The organism is Flavobacterium lacustre (genome assembly GCF_027474525.2).
In the GTDB taxonomy this organism is placed as follows: domain Bacteria; phylum Bacteroidota; class Bacteroidia; order Flavobacteriales; family Flavobacteriaceae; genus Flavobacterium; species Flavobacterium lacustre.
Window position 1 is genome coordinate 2,820,503 of sequence record NZ_CP114882.2, and the last position, 16,956, is coordinate 2,837,458.

The following is a 16,956-nucleotide window of genomic DNA, read 5'->3' on the forward strand; positions in this document are numbered from 1 at the left end:
TTCTTTAATACAATAATCCAAATCAAAAATAAAACACATATTTTTTTACCTCCATTTTTGGATGATTAAAACTTCATTTACGAATTTCTTTCGATTTCAATTATTCTATTTGGCATTTCATCATAAGTTTTACCATTTAACAATCTACCTGCTGCTTTTTTGTTTTTACCACCCCATTGTTTAAAGAAAAAGGAAACTTTTGCTTTTTTACATTGTTCATAAATATCCAAAACCCATTCTTCATCCATGGGTCTTGCTTTATATCCACTTTCACCTCCAACAATAACCCAATCAATTTTTTTAAGATTTAAATTATTGAGAGGACCAATTAATGGTTCAAGTGATAAAAATTTTATTTTAGCTTTTGTTTTTCTCAAAAAATCAATTCTACCAACAACTTTATCATCTTCAACAGATACTCCCATCCAGATATTATGAGTCCAATTAAGTTTATTATGCACTTCAAATAGTCTTACAGCTCTTTTAGTCAATACTTGAAAGACATGTTGAGGGTTATCATTCATAACTTTAAAAACTTTTTTAATATAGTCCAATGGAATTTCTTCATGAAATAAATCACTCATTGAGTTTACAAAAACAATTTTTGGTGATTTCCAAGTGTAAGGTGTATTAAGGGACGGTTTATGAATCTTGACATCGAAGTTGTCTTTGTATTTGTCAACACCCATAGCTTTCAATCTTTTAGACATAACCTCTGCATAACAAAATTTACAGCCTGCTGATATTTTTGTACATCCAGTTGTAGGATTCCATGTCATCTCTGTCCATTCTATACTTGATTGTGCCATTATTATTAATTAAAAGTTACAATTATATCATCACCAAATGTGCCATGCCTTGGAGGTTTACCTGAGTTTGAGATTGCATATATAAGATCATTTTTATAAAGGTATGATAATGCATCCTTATAATTTTTTTTGATATAAGGAGTATCTACATTATCTTCTTCATAAATTTGTAGCATTGTTATTTTTCTTTTTTTAAATTTATTAAGAAGTTTATCTTTTAATTCATCTAAAGGCCTTGAAAGTTGAAATAATAAAGTTTGCTCGGGTAAAAAGTTTGCAGGATCATAAGCAAATGAAGGTACCCCTTGATTATTTGCAGTACTTTCCCGAGCCATTATATCTTTCATTATTTCATAGCCTTTTGAATTTTTACTTACAAAAATTAAATGATGACTTGTTTTATTACCTTTGCTATCTTTAAATCTAAAAGGTAAAACATATCTAGAACCATATTTTTTTAATGATTGACAAAGTTCTTCGATTATAATTAATTCTCTTTCATTCTTTCCTTTTTTGTTAATTTTTTCTCTTAATACTTCACATTGATTTTCACCAAACAAAGCATTCATATGTGATAATACTTTATCATTATTTAACCCCATATTAATTCTATTATAATTAAAAAAGAAAATTGCATCACAACCCCAATCTTTTAAAACAGAATTTACTAATCTTAATGATAAACCTTTATATCCCCATGGATCAACAAAAAATAGTGTTGGAATTAAACTAATTTTTTCAAATTTTAAAACGATGTTTTCACCAACTTCTTGATTCCATATGTCTGGTTTGAAAGCCAAATTATTAATGTTTGGTATTTCAGAAATTGTTTTTTCAAGTTCTTTAGTATTAGATTCATCTTTATCATTAAAAATTGTCACTAGACGATTTTTTAAATCTTCATTTTCAACAGCATTTGATAAAATCATATGTGGAGTAGAAACTGTTCCATCTTTATATCTTCCAGGACCTGCAAATAAATCTATATATGCAATTTTTTGCGAATTATTTGGGTATCTTTTTTGAGTACTTATTATAACTTTTGACCACACATCAAAATATTTAGATACAATAGTTGATTTAACTAAAGATTGCTCTTTTTGTTCTTCAAAAAATAGTTTTTTGTCCATATTTATTTTTTATTTTTTTAACCCGTTTTCAATAATTTTTATAAAATTATCAAAAGCTTTATTATCGTTACCTAATATATCATCAAGCTTTTTAATTAAATCTTTTCTATCATTAAATTCATTTTTTATAATTGACTTTAAAGATTTGACTTTTATATTTTGAGGTGTTTCTAATTTAAAATTTGTTAACAAAGCAATTTCATCTTTCTGTGATAAAAAAGGCTCATACAATTTATGATAAGCACGACCAACTGCTCCTGAAAACAATATCATTTTAGGGTCTTTTGACTCATTACTTTTTAAAATATGATTTCTTGATATCCCAGGATATGGGTCAATATAATATATAATTTCTATACCTAATTGATAAGCTTTCTTAGCACATAATTCACATGGACTTGCAGTTGTAAATAGGAATCCGCCTTTTAAACCTTGACCACCATTACGTGAGATTTGCATCATAGCATTTTCTTCTGCATGCAATGACCTCGTGTGTACTTGATTCTTTTCTCCGGAAAAACTATTATAAGCTTGTTTGAAACAGTAGGGGCAATTTTTTCCACCTAATTTTTCATCAGGTAGATTTACCTCGTTATAATTTGCTTTTATATATTCATTAAACTTTTTTGATTCATTATCTAAAAGATTGTCAGCCTGATCGTCATTAATTTGTTCTGTTTCTTTTAATCCTTCACCGAGTTCAAACTTTGTAAATCCAAAAGAATTTGAAGAAATGTCTTTTATATTTCTCAAAGAGCAAGGAATGGCTCCTTTTGGTACATCATTCCATCCTATTGCTTTAGTTGAAAATTCATTATCCGTTACAACTGCACCAACTTGTCGTGAAATACAACCCGAATTTAATTTAGCTGTATAAGCAATTTGCATTACACGCTCGGTTGCATCAGGAGTTATAATTCCGGGTTGTTGTATTAATGCTTGTAGCTTCATCAATTGCTCCTCAATTGTGAAAAAACTAAATAGTTTTATTGAAGAATCTATTTTAGAATCAATTTCAGATTTTAGAATATTGTTATTTATATGAAAATCTGCTATTTGGATGCAGTTTTGTAAATCCGGAGTGTAAAAAATACCTTTTTGATAATCTGTACATTTATATTCATCTTCATCAATTTCTAATAACCTGTCAATTATTTTGGATTTTGCTTTGCCATGTAAATCTATTAATTTCGACTTTCTAGTGTCATTTTTAACTGCAACCAAGTAAAATGCTGAAAATCGTTCTTTAAAGAAATTTATTTCAAGTGAATTTCTTAATGAATCAATTACTATATGACATTTTTCATTTTTAGATTGTTGTTTTGTTGCCTTAATTATCCTATTTATTACTTTTGCAATAGTATAAATGTTTTTAGGGTCAGACTTATATGTCTGAAAAGGGTTTCCTGATTTTCTTAAATTATTAGCAGTATGATGCAATAACATTATCCGCTCTATAAACCCTTCTTTTTTTAGAATTTCGTTAACTTCATCAGCTAATTTATTAAAATCATCACTCCAAAATAGAGAATTTAATAATTCTAATTTCTTTTTAATCCTTACTTTAGTTAAGTCACCAATTTCATTAATTTGATTAATTAATTCTACATTACTTAATATTAATTTTTTTATTTCATCTTTAACCTTCATTATACGTTCCTCTGGCGATTCATCAGCAAGAAAATATCTATAATAGTCAAACAAATGTTTATTTTTAGAGTTTTTGTATAATAGTGGTAGTAACAATAAAAAAATTACTTTTTTATATTCTATTATTTTATATTCTTTCCAATTCTGTTTAGTATAATTGTAAACTATTTCATATTTTTTTTGAAAAACAGATTGTTCAATATTTTCTGGTTTGCGAATACTTTTAATTTTATCAAAATCATTTGATAAAATTTCAGCTAAGTCGGAGCAACCACTACCTGTTCTTCCCGTTAATCCGATAATTGTAAAATTTTTTCTTAAAGAATATAGTTGGTCTAATTTTGTGTTCATAAATTATTTTATTTTCTTATTTACTTTCTCCTTCACAAACAACCCTGCTGTATATTTCTCGTACAACTCAAACAAAAACTCCATCCGTTTGGCTTCACTGGTAAAGGTTTGTTTACTATAAGCTGCATCAACGGCTTTATCCAATTCATTATGCGATTTTACCAAAGCAGGAGGCATTGTCAACGGACTGTACAAATCTGCCAAGGAACTTGCAGGAAATGATGCTCGAACATCCAAAACGTTTTGGGCTTTTTCTTCGATGTTTTTTATCTGCTTTTCAGATGGATTTTCTGGCCAAGGATAGTTGTTGTAAACTATTTCATTTGAATATCTAAAATCACTTTTTATTCTACCACAAGTTGTTTTAATCCAAGACAAATGCATTATCGAATGCAAAATTCCAAAATGATAAAGTGTTGCATTTGGAATGGTTGCACAAGTATCTCCAGCAATATTATTGCTGTCAAAATAACCAAGAGGAATGTATCTTCGATTCTCTGACGAGTGTCTTGGTATTAGAATAAAATTATCTTTTGGTTGTCTAATTTCTGCAAATAGAAAAGGAAAATTTGCAAGTTTTCGAGTTGCTTCTCTGCTACTATTTTTTCTTAATTTTTCTACTTCTTTTACTTTAGCGTAAGCAATTGGCATTAATTTCCAATCACTTGGATTAACATCTACAAACCAATAACAAAATTTGTTCTGACCATTTAAAAATTCTTGAGCTCCCAAAAATGGTTTTATGTATTCAAGAGACTTTGGTTCCAAAGTCTTTAAATTTTCATATTCGTCTTCGTTAATAAAAAAATTACCCCCATCATTTGGCATATTACCAAATGTAATTTGTGGAATATTGCATATTGTAGTTCTTCTTTTTTCAATAAAAGTATCTTTTGCATCAATCAAATACGGATTAATGTTTTTGGCTTTTATTTCGTGAGCTATTCCTTTGATATCCTCATATTCAAAAATTCGTTTATTATTAGAATCAAGGTTGGCAAAACCAATAATCACGCAATAGACAGCCGCATTGCCTTTAGCTTCATTACTCCATCTAAAAGTACGGTGAGCAAAATGAATTTTTATGCCATATTTATTCAGCATTTGACCCCAAAGTATGCTGGTTTGTTCTCCTTGAACAATCGAATTAGTAGAAACGAAAGCCACTTTTATTTTAGTATCCTGAATGTATTTGGCGGCTTTTAAATACCAACCTGTCACATAGTCCAAAACACCACATCCGGGAATATTATTAAATTCTTTTACAATTTGATTCCTTTGGAATTGGCTCATTATTTTTGATCCAATAAAAGGAGGATTTCCAATAATAAAAGATAGTTTGTCTTTTGAAACAACTTCTTCCCAATCCGTTTCCAAAGCATCGCCATGCACAATTTTGGCTGATTTTTTCAACGGCAAGCGGGCAAAATATTGTCCAAACTCATTGCTAATCATCATGTTCATTTGGTGATCCATCAACCACATGGCCACTTCGGCAATACGAGCAGGAAATTCTTCGTATTCAATTCCGCACATCATATCTACATCAAGCCACATAATCTCCCTAATATCTAAAACTCCTTGTCCAGATTTGTAAGTCGCCCGTAATACTTCCAGTTCCAATAAACGCAATTCACGGTAAGTAATAACAAGGAAGTTACCACAACCACAAGCGGGATCTAAAAACTTTAATTGGCTGATTTTTTTATGAAATTCCGGTAATTTATTTTTATTTCCTTTGATACTTTCAAATTCTGTCCAAAGTTCATCTAAAAACAAGGGCTTTATTAGTTTCAAGATGTTGCTTTCACTAGTGTAATGCGCTCCTAAGTTTCTGCGTTCTTTAGGATTCATTACACTTTGAAACATCGAACCAAAAATAGCGGGCGAAATTTTACTCCAATCGATATAACAGCAATCCAATAATGCCAATCGCATTTTGGTGTCAAAACTTGCAGAAGGCAATACTTCTTCAAACAACTTCCCATTCACATACGGAAAGTCATTTAATTGTTCATCCAAATTTTTAAAGCGTTTTTCTTTGGGTGTATTCAAGACTTGAAACAGTTCTTGAAGTTTTCCGGCTAAATCGCTTCCATCCTCAGCAGTCCTATTTTCAATGAAATCTTGAAGCTGTTGTTTTTCAAAAATGGTAGTATCCTCTGCAAACAAGCAGAATAATATTCGAACCAAATAAACCTCAAGCGGATGTCCTTCATAACCAATTTCTTCTAATCGGTCATGCAGTTTCCCCATCAATTCTGCCGCTTTAATATTGGCAGGGTCTTGTTCTTTATACGTTTTCTTTTGATAACCCAATAAATAGCCAAAACTTTGGATGTTTTGGACTAAGTTATTTAGCGTAAATTCTAATGTCGTTTGTTCTTCTGTATCATACAATCTAAAATAATAGAAGTCACATACTAAAACGTATTTTGGTAATTCGTTTTGTTTTAATCCATGAGTATAATCAATGGCTTGCTGAAAAGCTTTATTCAGGTTTTTGCCCCGGCTTTTCATTTCTACAAGTATCGTTCCTTTCCAGAGTAAGTCAATGTAACCATCCGCATCAGAAAGTTTTTTTACTCTATGTTCAAAGGTTCCAATTTTTTTTCGGCTAATACCGAAGACATCAAAAAAGGCATCTAAGAAGGGTTTGGCATCTGCTTCTTCATTGGTAGTATTTTCCCATTCTTTAGAAAATCGTAGTGCTCGGTCTTTTATTTCGTTCCAACTTAAAGCCATAGAAAGTATTGCAATTTGTTATTTACCAAACCTACCAAATATAAATGATTTTAACAAGATTATTTATACATAGATATACCTGATTATTAACAAATTTAGATACTTAATCATTTATAACTTTACGGAAAACCGTAAAAACAAAAAATTATTTAAAATCTCTTCATCCTATTATCCAATACCTTGAGATACTTCTCTTTCATACTATCAGACAAAAAAGACACTTCTACAAGTTCGGTCCATTTAGACAGACTTTTATTCATATCATATAAAATGGTAGTAACCGTTTTATCATTAAGCCCTAAGCGGTCTTTTGCATAATAATCTATCAGTTCCGTTGATTTGAAATTGCTCTTTTTACCTTTGAGTGATAGTGCTAATTCTTCCTGCGGATTTTTAATGGAAATAGAGGAATTTAAAAAGTCATAAACTGGGGTCAAAGTTGTTTTTCCAGCTTTTGTAATTACCGAAAAGTTCTTTAAATGCATATCCTCATTACCTGTTATAAAACAGAATAAAATTCTTTTAAAAAAATCTGCTTTCTCAATAGCAGGAAAGGTGCAGTATTCGTCAATTACTTTGACTAACTTTTCCATAGTATAATCATACTTGGTATCTCTTGAACTTTCTGTTAGTTGTGCAAAATCCTCAGTAGCGTATTTTTTTCCTTTACTGTATCTGTCAAATCGTTTTATAAAATAAGAAAGGCTGCCATCTTTTGAATAAACCAATCCATGAAGAGGTACATCAAGCCCGTACACTTTTGCCATTTTCATGGTTACATCTTCATTTTCTGGTAGTTCAGGAAAAATATCACTTTGAGGTTTTATAATATAGTTGCCAAACTGATCTACAATTTCAAATTGTTGATTTGCCACTGAAATAACTGCACTTAACTTAGGTTGTACACCTTGAATAGATAATTTCTTGGCACGATTTGCAGCCTCTTGTCTTTGTTCGGCTGCGGTAAATGGTAAATCATGTAATGTAGTAAGTTTAGGAGCAATCATCCGAAGTCCTTTTTCACTGTATTTTTCAGTTCCACATAATTCGTAAGTTATTGGACATCTATTCATCTTTCCATTCTTTTACCGTTACTGCCCCTACTAAATCATTTCCAGTTGCAATTAGTTGTGCGAAATAATCATTTTTATCAATTTTACCGATTTTTAAAAGCCCTTCCAGCATAATCCCTTCTGGCAATAATCCTTCAAAAAAAGAAGGGAATTTGGCAAATGAATATATTTTAGTGCTCAATGGCATTGTCAATGATACCGGTTCTCCCGCATAATTGTCATCATAGGCAAATTCATAGCCTCCAATAGTATTCTCACTCAATATTCCTGCTCGTTTATTATGAACAAATATGATTGCTTTTTTCATAATTATTTATTGATTGGACTTTTAAACTGGATTTCAATGTTTAATACTTTTAAAACAGCTAAAAGATTATTCCAACTAACCGCTTCTTTATTTTTTTCAATATTAAAAAGGGTAGTTTTCCCTACTCCTGCAAGATTAGCCAACTGTAATTGTGTTAATCCTGCTTGCTTGCGATGCTCTTTTATGAAGAGACCTAAATCAAAATCATTCATTTTTTACCGTTTTAGCAGTAAAAGTAAACAAATATACCGTACAATATGAACTAATTTAAATAAAACTGCATTTTTTTACTGTTATGACGGTAATTTTAATACAAATAACAGTAAATAGACCTAAACAAGAAACATAAAAAGCAATTTTACTGCTATGGCGGTAATTTTAAGAAATCTATTTTCTATTACTTGTTCCTTTGAATTCTATAAAATTAAATGCTTCGAATAATCTATCATAATTTCTGTCTCCATATCGCCCAAAACCTTCTATAGCTTGATACATATCTCCATTAAATTCAGATTCATAATTGCATAAAATAACAGTCCTAAAGTTTTTGCATTCACTTCTTTTATATAAAATATCTTTGAACAAATCGACTTTCCCATAATTGGAAGCCTCTCTTTCATTTTTAACATCATCAAAAACTCTGAAACTTTTGCTATATTTAATAATTACATCATTCCTAGACATGTTATTACAACTTTCAAATTCTTCTACAATATCCAAGGTATTATGCATTCTTACAGGTTGTTGATCAAAATTTAAGCTACACTTACAAATTAAAGAAACTATCGTTTTCATTATCGAAGTTTTCCCAACACCGACACCACCTACAATTAGTAATCCTTTTTTCAATGAAATTTCACAATTGGGAACAGGATAAAATAAAGGTGAATTGTAAAATTTGGAAGATTGTAAAAAATAATACATGACTGTATAAACAAACGCTTTTGATTCATAAGAAATTATAAATTTCCTTTTATTTACTATTTCATATTCAATTATAAAAAAATTCCAAAGAACAAGTGGAGTCAATGACGGCAGAAATTTAGGAAAACGCCCATTAACCGTTACACCGGCATTTAATTCTTTATATTGAACATCCTTGAATTTTATGATATAATCAGAAACAGAATAAATATTACGATGATCCATTATGGTCTATTTTTACTTAAAGGAAGTTTCTCTGTAAACTTGGGAAACAGAACCCAACTCTTGAGTTTGAACTCTAAATTCCAATTTTTTTCTTCCTCAAATTTCAGCAGCCCGGTTTGCCTATTTTCAGTACTCCAATAATCATAAAATTTATTTATATGAACTTTAGAAAATGCATTTGAAAATTTTAAAATTTCATTTTTAAAAAATTCTTTTCTTTCTTCAATTTCTTTTTTTTCTTTATTCTTCTTATTTGTTGTGGTTTGTTCTAGGTTGGATTGTGATTTGTTTGTGGTTAGATATGGAATTTGTTTGTGGTTTAAGTCTGAACTATTATTGTAAACTGCTGATTTTAACAGCTTCAACCTAGTAAATTTGTTCGTGGAAGTAACTTCTATGTAGGAAGTGTTTTTCAATTTCAATAATGATTCACGAACTTTGAATTCTGTCATCAATAATTCTTTACTCAACTTACTAATTGAAGTGATATGTTCTCCTTCAAAGATCTCTATTCCTCGCCATTTTGCAGGTGCATAATTGGCTTTTATGAGTAAATGAATATAAATTCGAAAAACATCGGGATGATCATACCATTCCCAATCCAATATTGATCTAAATAATTTTACAAATCCATTATTTGTTATAAGATTTTCCATGATTACTTATTTAAAATAAACTACTGTACTTGAATTCACATCGAAATATGGTTTCAATCCATTAACATTTAAAGGCATATTTTTAACTGGATAATACCTTTTAATAATTTTAGCTTCTAAATTCTTAATATCACTTTTAGTAGCAGGTTTATTAGCTTCAGGAGTAAATAAACTTTCAGCTAATTTTACAACTGCTACTCCAGCTACAGTATTTCCTACCCCTGCCAAACTCATTGTTTCAATTTTCGTTGGCTCTTTGCTTTTTATATCCGGCACACTTAATCCAGTTTTAATATTTTTCAGCATAAAAGCTCTAGTCCTACAACTATTACTGCAATACTTTTGTACTACTCTTCTTTTAGGAATATAGTCTTTACCACAATTATGGCATGTGTATGAATATTTATCCATGATGCGTAATTTTTACGTTAGTTTTACGGTTAAATCAACTTTAATGCTGAGTTTATCGCCTGTACTGTAATGATTTTACCTCATTTAAAGCTTTTTCTAAACTTTCATTGGTAATTAAAATTCTATTACCAATTTTAAAAGCTTTCAAATATCCTTTTTCAATATAATTTCTAACGGTTAGGGTACTAACTTTTAACTCGGCGGAAGTTTCCTTAATTGTGTAGTGTTTTTTTCTTTCTTTTGCAGATTCTTTCTTTAAATAAAATTCCTGAATAGCTGTGTCTAAGGAAGATTTAATTATTTCTTCCAAGGTTTCTGGTGTAGTGATTACTAGTTTCATAATAATTTAATTATGCAAACTTCCTTAATGTATGAGGGTGAATTTGCTTGTTTATAATATTGTAAAACTACAAGCAGAAGAAACTATTTAATATATCAAAAATCTATTTTATATTACAACTAAAAAAAAATAAAATAATTGACTATCAGCATTTTAAAAAAAATAATTATATAAAAATCTATTAAAAAACTATTTAGACTTTATCTGAATTTACATTTTAATGTATATTTTCTTTTGTTTAGCAAAAAATTCATCAATTATAACTAACTCCGGCTCATCATTAAAATCAAATTTAGTTTTCATGTGATTAGTTCTAAAATTTTCCGTTATTGGAGATTCATTAATTAAAAACTTTGACTGTAAAAATTTAAAGGATTCATCCTTATAATGCAAAATCAGATAATCCTTAAAATGAAAAAATATCCTGCCAATAAAATTTTGTTTTTTTGATGATTTTAGCGGGATCATTTCGTTATTTCCAATAATCATGCAGGAATAGAAATATGACCAACCATAAGAAAATAGGTTATTCATTTTAAGAAAATTATATAGATTAAAAAGAAATGGAAGATTATCTCCTATATAAGTGTCACTTATCATTACTTGGGTGTCATAATAATATTTATTATGAAAATTGGTTCTCATCTCAATTTCTTTATTTAATTGACCAATTTCACTTTTTAGATCTTCAATTTCACTTTTTTTAAGAATCTTTAAATTTTCATTTTGTAATTTATAATTTGATTCTAAAGAAATCTTTTCTAGTGCATGGTTTCCTAGTAATCTTGTTAATCCCTTTTCAAAATTTAGCCAATCCCAAGTGTATCGATCTATTTTACACTTTTCATTTAAAAAATCGAAATATATTTTTGACTTTGAAATATAATTTAATATCAAATGATACTTTCTACTATTCTCCCTAATGTTCAATAGGTGACCCTCAACAATAAAATTTTTAGTTTTTTTGAAATCATAAATATCTAAAATATATTTTGCGAGATTATTTAATTCATCTTTTTCATTTACAGCGTCAAGAGACATATTTGAAGCGTAATCCTTGGCTTCTTGAATTATATAAGAGAAATAATTACTTGTAGAAACACTGATTTCATTTTTTATTTTGATAAACTCCGATAAAATATGAACAATTTTAATTTCATCTGATTTAATCTCATCTAAATCCATTTTAGACTCCTTAAAAATCGCTTCTACTAATACATCGCCTTCACTCTTCCCAATTAAAAATTCATTAATTATATAGTCTTCTAATCTTTCAACTCCAAGCTTTTTAGCGATACTATCTCTATCCATCATTTAAGATTAAATTAAATTGTTCTGTTTGAAATTTAAATAATCTTTTTTAATTATTAATTAATTCCCGGAAATTTTCTTCAATGGAATTTCAATATTAAAAACTTCATCCATTGCTTCTTTCTTTTCAGGTTCGCTAATTTGATAATACTGATTAAGTGTTTTCATATCATTGTGTCCGGTAATAGATGCTATCAACTTATCACTTTTACCTTGCCTTTTCATCATTGTGATAAATGTTCTACGAGCAGTATGAGTACTTATTCTATCGTAAAAAAACATATCTTCCTTTATGTTTTCCTTACCTTTAGTCGTCACTTTCTGGACCTTATGATTGTATTTTAATTCCTGAAAAACATCTTTTATATATTCATTTTGTTTCTGATTTGCAATTAAGGGAAGTTTGTAATCATATTTTAACAAAATATATCTTGAAATACTAGTTAAAGGAATTTCTCTAGCCTCTTTAGTTTCGTCTTTATCTTCTTTAAGAATAATAAAATTGTCAGTTACATTAGTTTTAGTAATTAAAGAAAGTTCTCCAAATCTCATTCCTGTAACACATGCAAATACAAAAACATCTCTTACTCTTTCAAGTTTACTACTTTCGAATTGGTGTTGCATCAATTTATTTAAATCTTCGATTGTCAATGCAATTTGATTAGTTATTACCCTATCAACTTTCTTAAATTCTATAAAAGCATCATTATAAGTATAATTTTTCTTTCTTGCCCAAAACATAAATGTTTTAAAAAGACCTAAATTTCTGGAATAAGTATTGTTGATATGCTTTAAATCGTCCATGCAATAAGAGGTAAATTCTCTATGAAAAAAATCATTAATATTACTAAACGTAAATTTATACTTTTTAGCAATTTCAAATTTTTTAAGAATATTTTTTATATTATCGTATCTTTTGATAGTAGCTTCCGACCATTCTTTTCCCTTCTTCTTCTCTGACATAAATTCATCATAAGCTTCAAAAAAAATGTTCTTTCCGGCTGCTACTTTTTTAAACTCTAAATCAAATGCTTTTTTTAAAATTTTAGAAGTAAATGGTTCGTTGATTCTTTTTGTATAAACTTTCAGTTTCAAGGAATAAATCAGAATAACGATTTAACTGTTTCTTTATACTTTCTGAAAATTTTGATTTATTTTTACCACTAGTGTAGACAAATCTATTTTCAAAATCCCAATTCTTTGGAATTATTTTTTCTCCGGCTGAATAAACAAATTTTTTGTTCTCTTCTTTGAAAAAACAGGAAAATAAAATCAGTGTTTCATTTTCGGATTTTGGTTCTTTTAAGTTAAATGTGTATTTCATTCAGTTGACAGTTTAGTTGACAATTTTGCTGTATTAGGTTATAAAAACAGCATAATAACAAATATAACAAATTCAATTAAAATAGGCTCTAACGCCTCATTATTAGTTGTTAACACATAATTCCAGTATATAAAACGCAATAGTCGGCGACTCCACAAAAAAACCTGTAAATATTTAATTTACAGGTTTTTTTATTTTTAATGCCTTTATCTGGACAATTTAAAAACCATTTTTAGATAATTTGAAACTCTTAGTCCTGTGACTTTATAACTCCTTTTTTAGCTATATTTTCTATTTTTTTGAACTGGTATATTCTTCATCAGTTACGGCTTCTAACCAAACTGGCGGCCCATTTTGGGTATTTGTTATTGCAACTTGAACAAAATAATTGTCTACACTGGCACCATGCCAATGTTGAATATTTGGCGGACATTTGATTACATCCCCTTTATAAAGTATTTTTTTAGGTTGCCCTTTTTCCTGATAATACCCAATTCCATCGGTAGCCAACAAAATTTGTCCGCCCGGATGAAGATGCCATTTTGTTCTTGCTCCAGGTTCAAAGGTTACATTTCCTACTGAGGTTGGATTTAGGCTATCAGCAGCTATAAGTATTTGTAAATAAGCTGTACCTGTAAAATTAGCATTGGTAATTTTTTCTCCTTTTGGGAAAAGGATTTCTTTTTTTTGTGCTTTACAAGAAAATGCAAATACACCCATAAACAATATTCCGGCTATGTTTTTAAGCTTCATCTTTTTATATTTTAAAGATTAATTTGGTAAAAATTAACCAATTTATTTACCGCTTGCAATACGTATTCAGGTTTCCAATAGGTTTCTATATGAGTAGACCCGTTTATAAGAAATAGTTCTTTGTTTTTTGCATTGGTAGCTTTGTTGAAAGCATCGTCAGTCATATAAAAACTGTCGGCTTTACTGCCCGCTATCATTAATAATGGTTGGTTTATTAAGTCCATATTGGTAGCGGCATCAAATGTCATTAAATCCATCAAACTACTTTTGGTGTATTTAAAGGTTGAATTTGGATGTGCATGTGTTTTGCCATAATACTCAAATCCTTCACGATATAAATCGAACGGTAGTGCTGCTATTTGTTTATCCGTAAGTTGTGTATCGCCTACGTAGATAACTTTGCCACCTGCAGCTTCTTGGGCACGGGCATCTGAAGCTTGTTTTAATCGTTCTTGAATTGTTGAAAATTGAGAGTTCATAAACCCGTTACGTCTTACTACCCCTGAATTGAACATACTTACTGTAGCTATTGCTTTAAATCGTTTATCTGATTGTGCTGCTTTTAATGAATAACCGCCACCTCCGCAAATTCCGAGTAATCCAAGTTTTGCAGTGTCAACCCCTTTATATTGAGAAATAAAGTCGGCCATGGCGTAAATGTCTTCAATTCGGTTTGCCGGTTTATCTACATTACGAGGCTCGCCACCGCTTCCACCTTGGTAAGCAGCATCTGCTGTAATGGTGATATAACCCTGTTCTGCTAATCGTTGTGCGTATAAGCCTGCTACTTGTTCTTTTACACCTCCATTAGGATGGGCAATAACAACCGCAGGATATTTCTTTGAAACATCGTAGTTAGCCGGAGTGTAAACATTAGCTACTATTGTAATCTCTTTAATTTTATAAGTAACAGGATGAATGTTTACTTTTCCTACTTCATTTTTTGTAATAGCTCCTTCATACACAAGAGTGTATGGATTTTGTTTTACTTCCTTTTGAGTAGTTTGAGCATTTGATATATTTATATCTGCTATTGACATTACTAATGCGATTATTGATACTATATTTTTCATCTCTTCTATTTTAAAATTATTGAAACTATTTGCTTTTCAACACTTCAGTTAGTACTGCTTTTGCTGCTTTAGTTTTCTTTGTTCCAATGATTGGTTCTATAACTCCTATAAATTCTTTCAGTTGTTCAGGGGATATTCCTACGTTGAGAGAAATTGACAAATGTCCTTTTAACATTGGTTCTGCATCCCCAATTGTACTGATGACAGAAATCGTAACCAATTCTCTTTGCGCGTAAGTTAAAATATCTCTTTCGAAAATATCGGCAAACAAATGTTCTTTCAAGAAAGTGTCTATTACCGGTGAAAAAGCAGAATACCCTGAAAGCGTATTCGATTGTGGTGCTTTAGTAAGCTGTCCCAAAATGGTTTTACCTCTTTGATATTTGTTAACCTCTTCATTGATTGGAGAAGCCTCTTTGCCTTGTTCATCAATAATTCCATTTGCTTTTCGGTCGTTAAGCACTTCCATAAAAGTTTGTAATCCTCTTATACTCCTTGGAAAACCACAATAGGCATAGGTGTGAACCAATATTTCTTTTATTTCATTTACGGAAAGTCCAGCTTCAAGACCTGTATTTAGTTCCGTTTTTAGTTTTTTTAAATCACCTTTGGCTGTGAGTGATGCAATGGTAATGATGCTTTTTTCCTTCATGCTTAATTTTCTATTGGATGATGCTACATCTTGTGCTTTCGTGGAATGGGAAAATAATGCAAAACATAATACGATGACTTTAATACCGAAAATTCTAAACTGCTCCATAATTATGCTTTTGTTATTTGTCTAATCCTTTTTCTTTTAGCCATTTACTCATTAGGTTGGCAATCTCAATATTATTTAAGTCTGAAAAAGGAAAATGCGTATTGCCCTTAATTCCTATTTCTGGAAGATGGACTACAGTAACATCGCCACCGTATGAATTGACTTTATCTCGCCACAAACGCGCCATTTCTAGACGTGCTCTCCACCCGTCGGCTCCTGAATTAGCGGATGGCTTTTCAGGAATATTATCCCCGTAGTAAATAACTATTGGAATTTTAGTAAGTTGCATAAAGTCTTTCATCGAAATTCCTATTGCTTCTAGAGCCCCCGCAGAACTAGCAATAGGAGTTGGAACTTCCCCTTCTGGGAATAAAAATCCGCTTCCAGGCTCATATGAAACAATAGCTTTAATATTTGGACTTTTTATCACCGTTTTCCATCCCATACCCCCAGAATGGGAATGTGTAACCAAAATTCCAGAACCTATTTTAGTAAAAAGTGCAGCAATCGCGTCTGTATTGACTTCAATATCGATGGTACCAATACTCGGTGTCATTGAACGAAAATACTGATTCAATGTAGCGCTATCTCTTGCAAGCTGTACACCCTCAAAATAATTGGGCCAAATGCCCCCACGAAAAATACCAAACATTTGTTGTTCATCAGGAATTGGGTTTATTGTAGCTGAAACTGTACTTCTTCCTGCATTGCCACGTCTTGGTTGGTCAATCAAATAAACAGGAAAGTTTCTACGAAGAAAAATATTCTGATACCCTTCTCGTCCATCAGCTGTAGTTTCCCATGTTTTCGAAAATTGACCTATACCATGCCACATTACCAATGGATATTTACGCGCCTTTACAGGAATTTGATAAAATACATAAGCGTGGTCTCCACGAAAAGTCTGTCCTTCGGGAGTTGGTTTATAGGGATCGAATGTACCTGGATTGGTAATCATAGTTCCTCCAATAGCAAAACTTCCTTGCTCTTCAATTACTAATGGTTTTTGTTTGATACTTTTTTGTGCATAAAATGAGGAATGAATCATCAATAATAAACAAAGAATACTCCACAATCTAATTATTCTCTTTTCCATTTGTTTTAATTTATGTTT

The 16,956-nt window shown here is 30.3% G+C and carries 18 protein-coding genes; all 18 read right to left on the reverse strand.

Going from position 1 to position 16,956, the window contains the following annotated elements; genetic code table 11:
• Positions 1-77 precede the first annotated feature (77 nt).
• Positions 78-809 carry a DUF5131 family protein gene (locus O6P34_RS12235; RefSeq protein WP_269684793.1) on the reverse strand — a complete coding sequence of 244 codons (732 nt, stop codon included), beginning with the start codon at positions 807-809 and terminating at the stop codon, positions 78-80.
• A 5-nt stretch (positions 810-814) separates the two neighbouring features.
• Positions 815-1,939: a three-Cys-motif partner protein TcmP gene (locus O6P34_RS12240; protein ID WP_269684794.1), complete on the reverse strand. Its 1,125-nt coding sequence runs from the start codon at positions 1,937-1,939 to the stop codon at positions 815-817.
• Positions 1,940-1,948: 9 nt separating this feature from the next.
• A complete protein-coding gene (locus O6P34_RS12245) occupies positions 1,949-3,940 on the reverse strand; it encodes a cytidine/deoxycytidylate deaminase family protein (protein ID WP_269684795.1) in 1,992 nt (663 codons plus the stop codon).
• A 3-nt stretch (positions 3,941-3,943) separates the two neighbouring features.
• Positions 3,944-6,685 (reverse strand): DNA methyltransferase, encoded by a 2,742-nt coding sequence (locus tag O6P34_RS12250; RefSeq protein ID WP_269684796.1) that lies wholly within the window; start codon positions 6,683-6,685, stop codon positions 3,944-3,946.
• Positions 6,686-6,834: 149 nt separating this feature from the next.
• Entirely contained in the window at positions 6,835-7,758 is a 924-nt protein-coding gene (locus tag O6P34_RS12255) for a HipA domain-containing protein (protein WP_269684797.1), read from the reverse strand.
• A complete protein-coding gene (locus tag O6P34_RS12260; protein ID WP_269684798.1) occupies positions 7,751-8,065 on the reverse strand; it encodes a HipA N-terminal domain-containing protein in 315 nt (104 codons plus the stop codon). Before O6P34_RS12260 ends, O6P34_RS12255 begins: the two co-directional genes overlap by 8 nt.
• 2 nt (positions 8,066-8,067) lie before the next feature.
• The gene (locus O6P34_RS12265) at positions 8,068-8,277 is read right to left on the reverse strand and encodes a helix-turn-helix domain-containing protein (RefSeq protein ID WP_269684799.1); all 210 of its coding nucleotides are present in this window, start codon (positions 8,275-8,277) and stop codon (positions 8,068-8,070) included.
• Between the two features lie 175 nt (positions 8,278-8,452).
• Positions 8,453-9,214: a P-loop NTPase family protein gene (locus O6P34_RS12270; protein WP_269684800.1), complete on the reverse strand. Its 762-nt coding sequence runs from the start codon at positions 9,212-9,214 to the stop codon at positions 8,453-8,455.
• On the reverse strand, positions 9,214-9,870 hold the full coding sequence (locus tag O6P34_RS12275) for a hypothetical protein (RefSeq protein WP_269684801.1): 657 nt from the start codon (positions 9,868-9,870) through the stop codon (positions 9,214-9,216). The genes O6P34_RS12270 and O6P34_RS12275 overlap by 1 nt, the downstream gene beginning before the upstream one ends.
• Positions 9,871-9,876: 6 nt before the next feature.
• On the reverse strand, positions 9,877-10,281 hold the full coding sequence (locus O6P34_RS12280; protein WP_269684802.1) for a SprT family zinc-dependent metalloprotease: 405 nt from the start codon (positions 10,279-10,281) through the stop codon (positions 9,877-9,879).
• 52 nt (positions 10,282-10,333) lie between these two features.
• Complete coding sequence (locus O6P34_RS12285; protein WP_269684803.1) at positions 10,334-10,621, reverse strand: helix-turn-helix domain-containing protein; 288 nt, start codon at positions 10,619-10,621, stop codon at positions 10,334-10,336.
• A gap of 210 nt (positions 10,622-10,831) precedes the next feature.
• Positions 10,832-11,935 (reverse strand): hypothetical protein, encoded by a 1,104-nt coding sequence (locus tag O6P34_RS12290; protein WP_269684804.1) that lies wholly within the window; start codon positions 11,933-11,935, stop codon positions 10,832-10,834.
• A 57-nt stretch (positions 11,936-11,992) separates the two neighbouring features.
• Positions 11,993-13,027: a tyrosine-type recombinase/integrase gene (locus O6P34_RS12295; RefSeq protein WP_269684805.1), complete on the reverse strand. Its 1,035-nt coding sequence runs from the start codon at positions 13,025-13,027 to the stop codon at positions 11,993-11,995.
• Positions 12,978-13,256, reverse strand: coding sequence for a hypothetical protein (locus O6P34_RS12300; RefSeq protein ID WP_269684806.1), 279 nt, complete (start codon positions 13,254-13,256; stop codon positions 12,978-12,980). Before O6P34_RS12300 ends, O6P34_RS12295 begins: the two co-directional genes overlap by 50 nt.
• A gap of 291 nt (positions 13,257-13,547) precedes the next feature.
• Positions 13,548-14,009, reverse strand: a complete 462-nt coding sequence (locus tag O6P34_RS12305; RefSeq protein WP_269684807.1) for a cupin domain-containing protein — start codon at positions 14,007-14,009, stop codon at positions 13,548-13,550.
• An 11-nt stretch (positions 14,010-14,020) separates the two neighbouring features.
• Positions 14,021-15,082 carry an alpha/beta hydrolase gene (locus O6P34_RS12310; protein ID WP_269684808.1) on the reverse strand — a complete coding sequence of 354 codons (1,062 nt, stop codon included), beginning with the start codon at positions 15,080-15,082 and terminating at the stop codon, positions 14,021-14,023.
• Positions 15,083-15,107: 25 nt separating this feature from the next.
• The gene (locus tag O6P34_RS12315; RefSeq protein ID WP_269684809.1) at positions 15,108-15,842 is read right to left on the reverse strand and encodes a carboxymuconolactone decarboxylase family protein; all 735 of its coding nucleotides are present in this window, start codon (positions 15,840-15,842) and stop codon (positions 15,108-15,110) included.
• A 13-nt stretch (positions 15,843-15,855) separates the two neighbouring features.
• Positions 15,856-16,938 carry an alpha/beta hydrolase gene (locus O6P34_RS12320; protein WP_269684810.1) on the reverse strand — a complete coding sequence of 361 codons (1,083 nt, stop codon included), beginning with the start codon at positions 16,936-16,938 and terminating at the stop codon, positions 15,856-15,858.
• Positions 16,939-16,956 lie beyond the last annotated feature (18 nt).

Excerpts from the sequence above, each read along its gene's own strand:
- O6P34_RS12235 (WP_269684793.1), bottom strand. The coding sequence starts at position 809 with ATGGCACAATCAAGTATAGAATGGACAGAGATGACATGGAATCCTACA.
- O6P34_RS12240 (WP_269684794.1), bottom strand. The coding sequence starts at position 1,939 with ATGGACAAAAAACTATTTTTTGAAGAACAAAAAGAGCAATCTTTAGTT.
- O6P34_RS12245 (WP_269684795.1), bottom strand. The coding sequence starts at position 3,940 with ATGAACACAAAATTAGACCAACTATATTCTTTAAGAAAAAATTTTACA.
- O6P34_RS12250 (WP_269684796.1), bottom strand. The coding sequence starts at position 6,685 with ATGGCTTTAAGTTGGAACGAAATAAAAGACCGAGCACTACGATTTTCT.
- O6P34_RS12255 (WP_269684797.1), bottom strand. The coding sequence starts at position 7,758 with ATGAATAGATGTCCAATAACTTACGAATTATGTGGAACTGAAAAATAC.
- O6P34_RS12260 (WP_269684798.1), bottom strand. The coding sequence starts at position 8,065 with ATGAAAAAAGCAATCATATTTGTTCATAATAAACGAGCAGGAATATTG.
- O6P34_RS12265 (WP_269684799.1), bottom strand. The coding sequence starts at position 8,277 with ATGAATGATTTTGATTTAGGTCTCTTCATAAAAGAGCATCGCAAGCAA.
- O6P34_RS12270 (WP_269684800.1), bottom strand. The coding sequence starts at position 9,214 with ATGGATCATCGTAATATTTATTCTGTTTCTGATTATATCATAAAATTC.
- O6P34_RS12275 (WP_269684801.1), bottom strand. The coding sequence starts at position 9,870 with ATGGAAAATCTTATAACAAATAATGGATTTGTAAAATTATTTAGATCA.
- O6P34_RS12280 (WP_269684802.1), bottom strand. The coding sequence starts at position 10,281 with ATGGATAAATATTCATACACATGCCATAATTGTGGTAAAGACTATATT.
- O6P34_RS12285 (WP_269684803.1), bottom strand. The coding sequence starts at position 10,621 with ATGAAACTAGTAATCACTACACCAGAAACCTTGGAAGAAATAATTAAA.
- O6P34_RS12290 (WP_269684804.1), bottom strand. The coding sequence starts at position 11,935 with ATGATGGATAGAGATAGTATCGCTAAAAAGCTTGGAGTTGAAAGATTA.
- O6P34_RS12300 (WP_269684806.1), bottom strand. The coding sequence starts at position 13,256 with ATGAAATACACATTTAACTTAAAAGAACCAAAATCCGAAAATGAAACA.
- O6P34_RS12305 (WP_269684807.1), bottom strand. The coding sequence starts at position 14,009 with ATGAAGCTTAAAAACATAGCCGGAATATTGTTTATGGGTGTATTTGCA.
- O6P34_RS12310 (WP_269684808.1), bottom strand. The coding sequence starts at position 15,082 with ATGAAAAATATAGTATCAATAATCGCATTAGTAATGTCAATAGCAGAT.
- O6P34_RS12315 (WP_269684809.1), bottom strand. The coding sequence starts at position 15,842 with ATGGAGCAGTTTAGAATTTTCGGTATTAAAGTCATCGTATTATGTTTT.
- O6P34_RS12320 (WP_269684810.1), bottom strand. The coding sequence starts at position 16,938 with ATGGAAAAGAGAATAATTAGATTGTGGAGTATTCTTTGTTTATTATTG.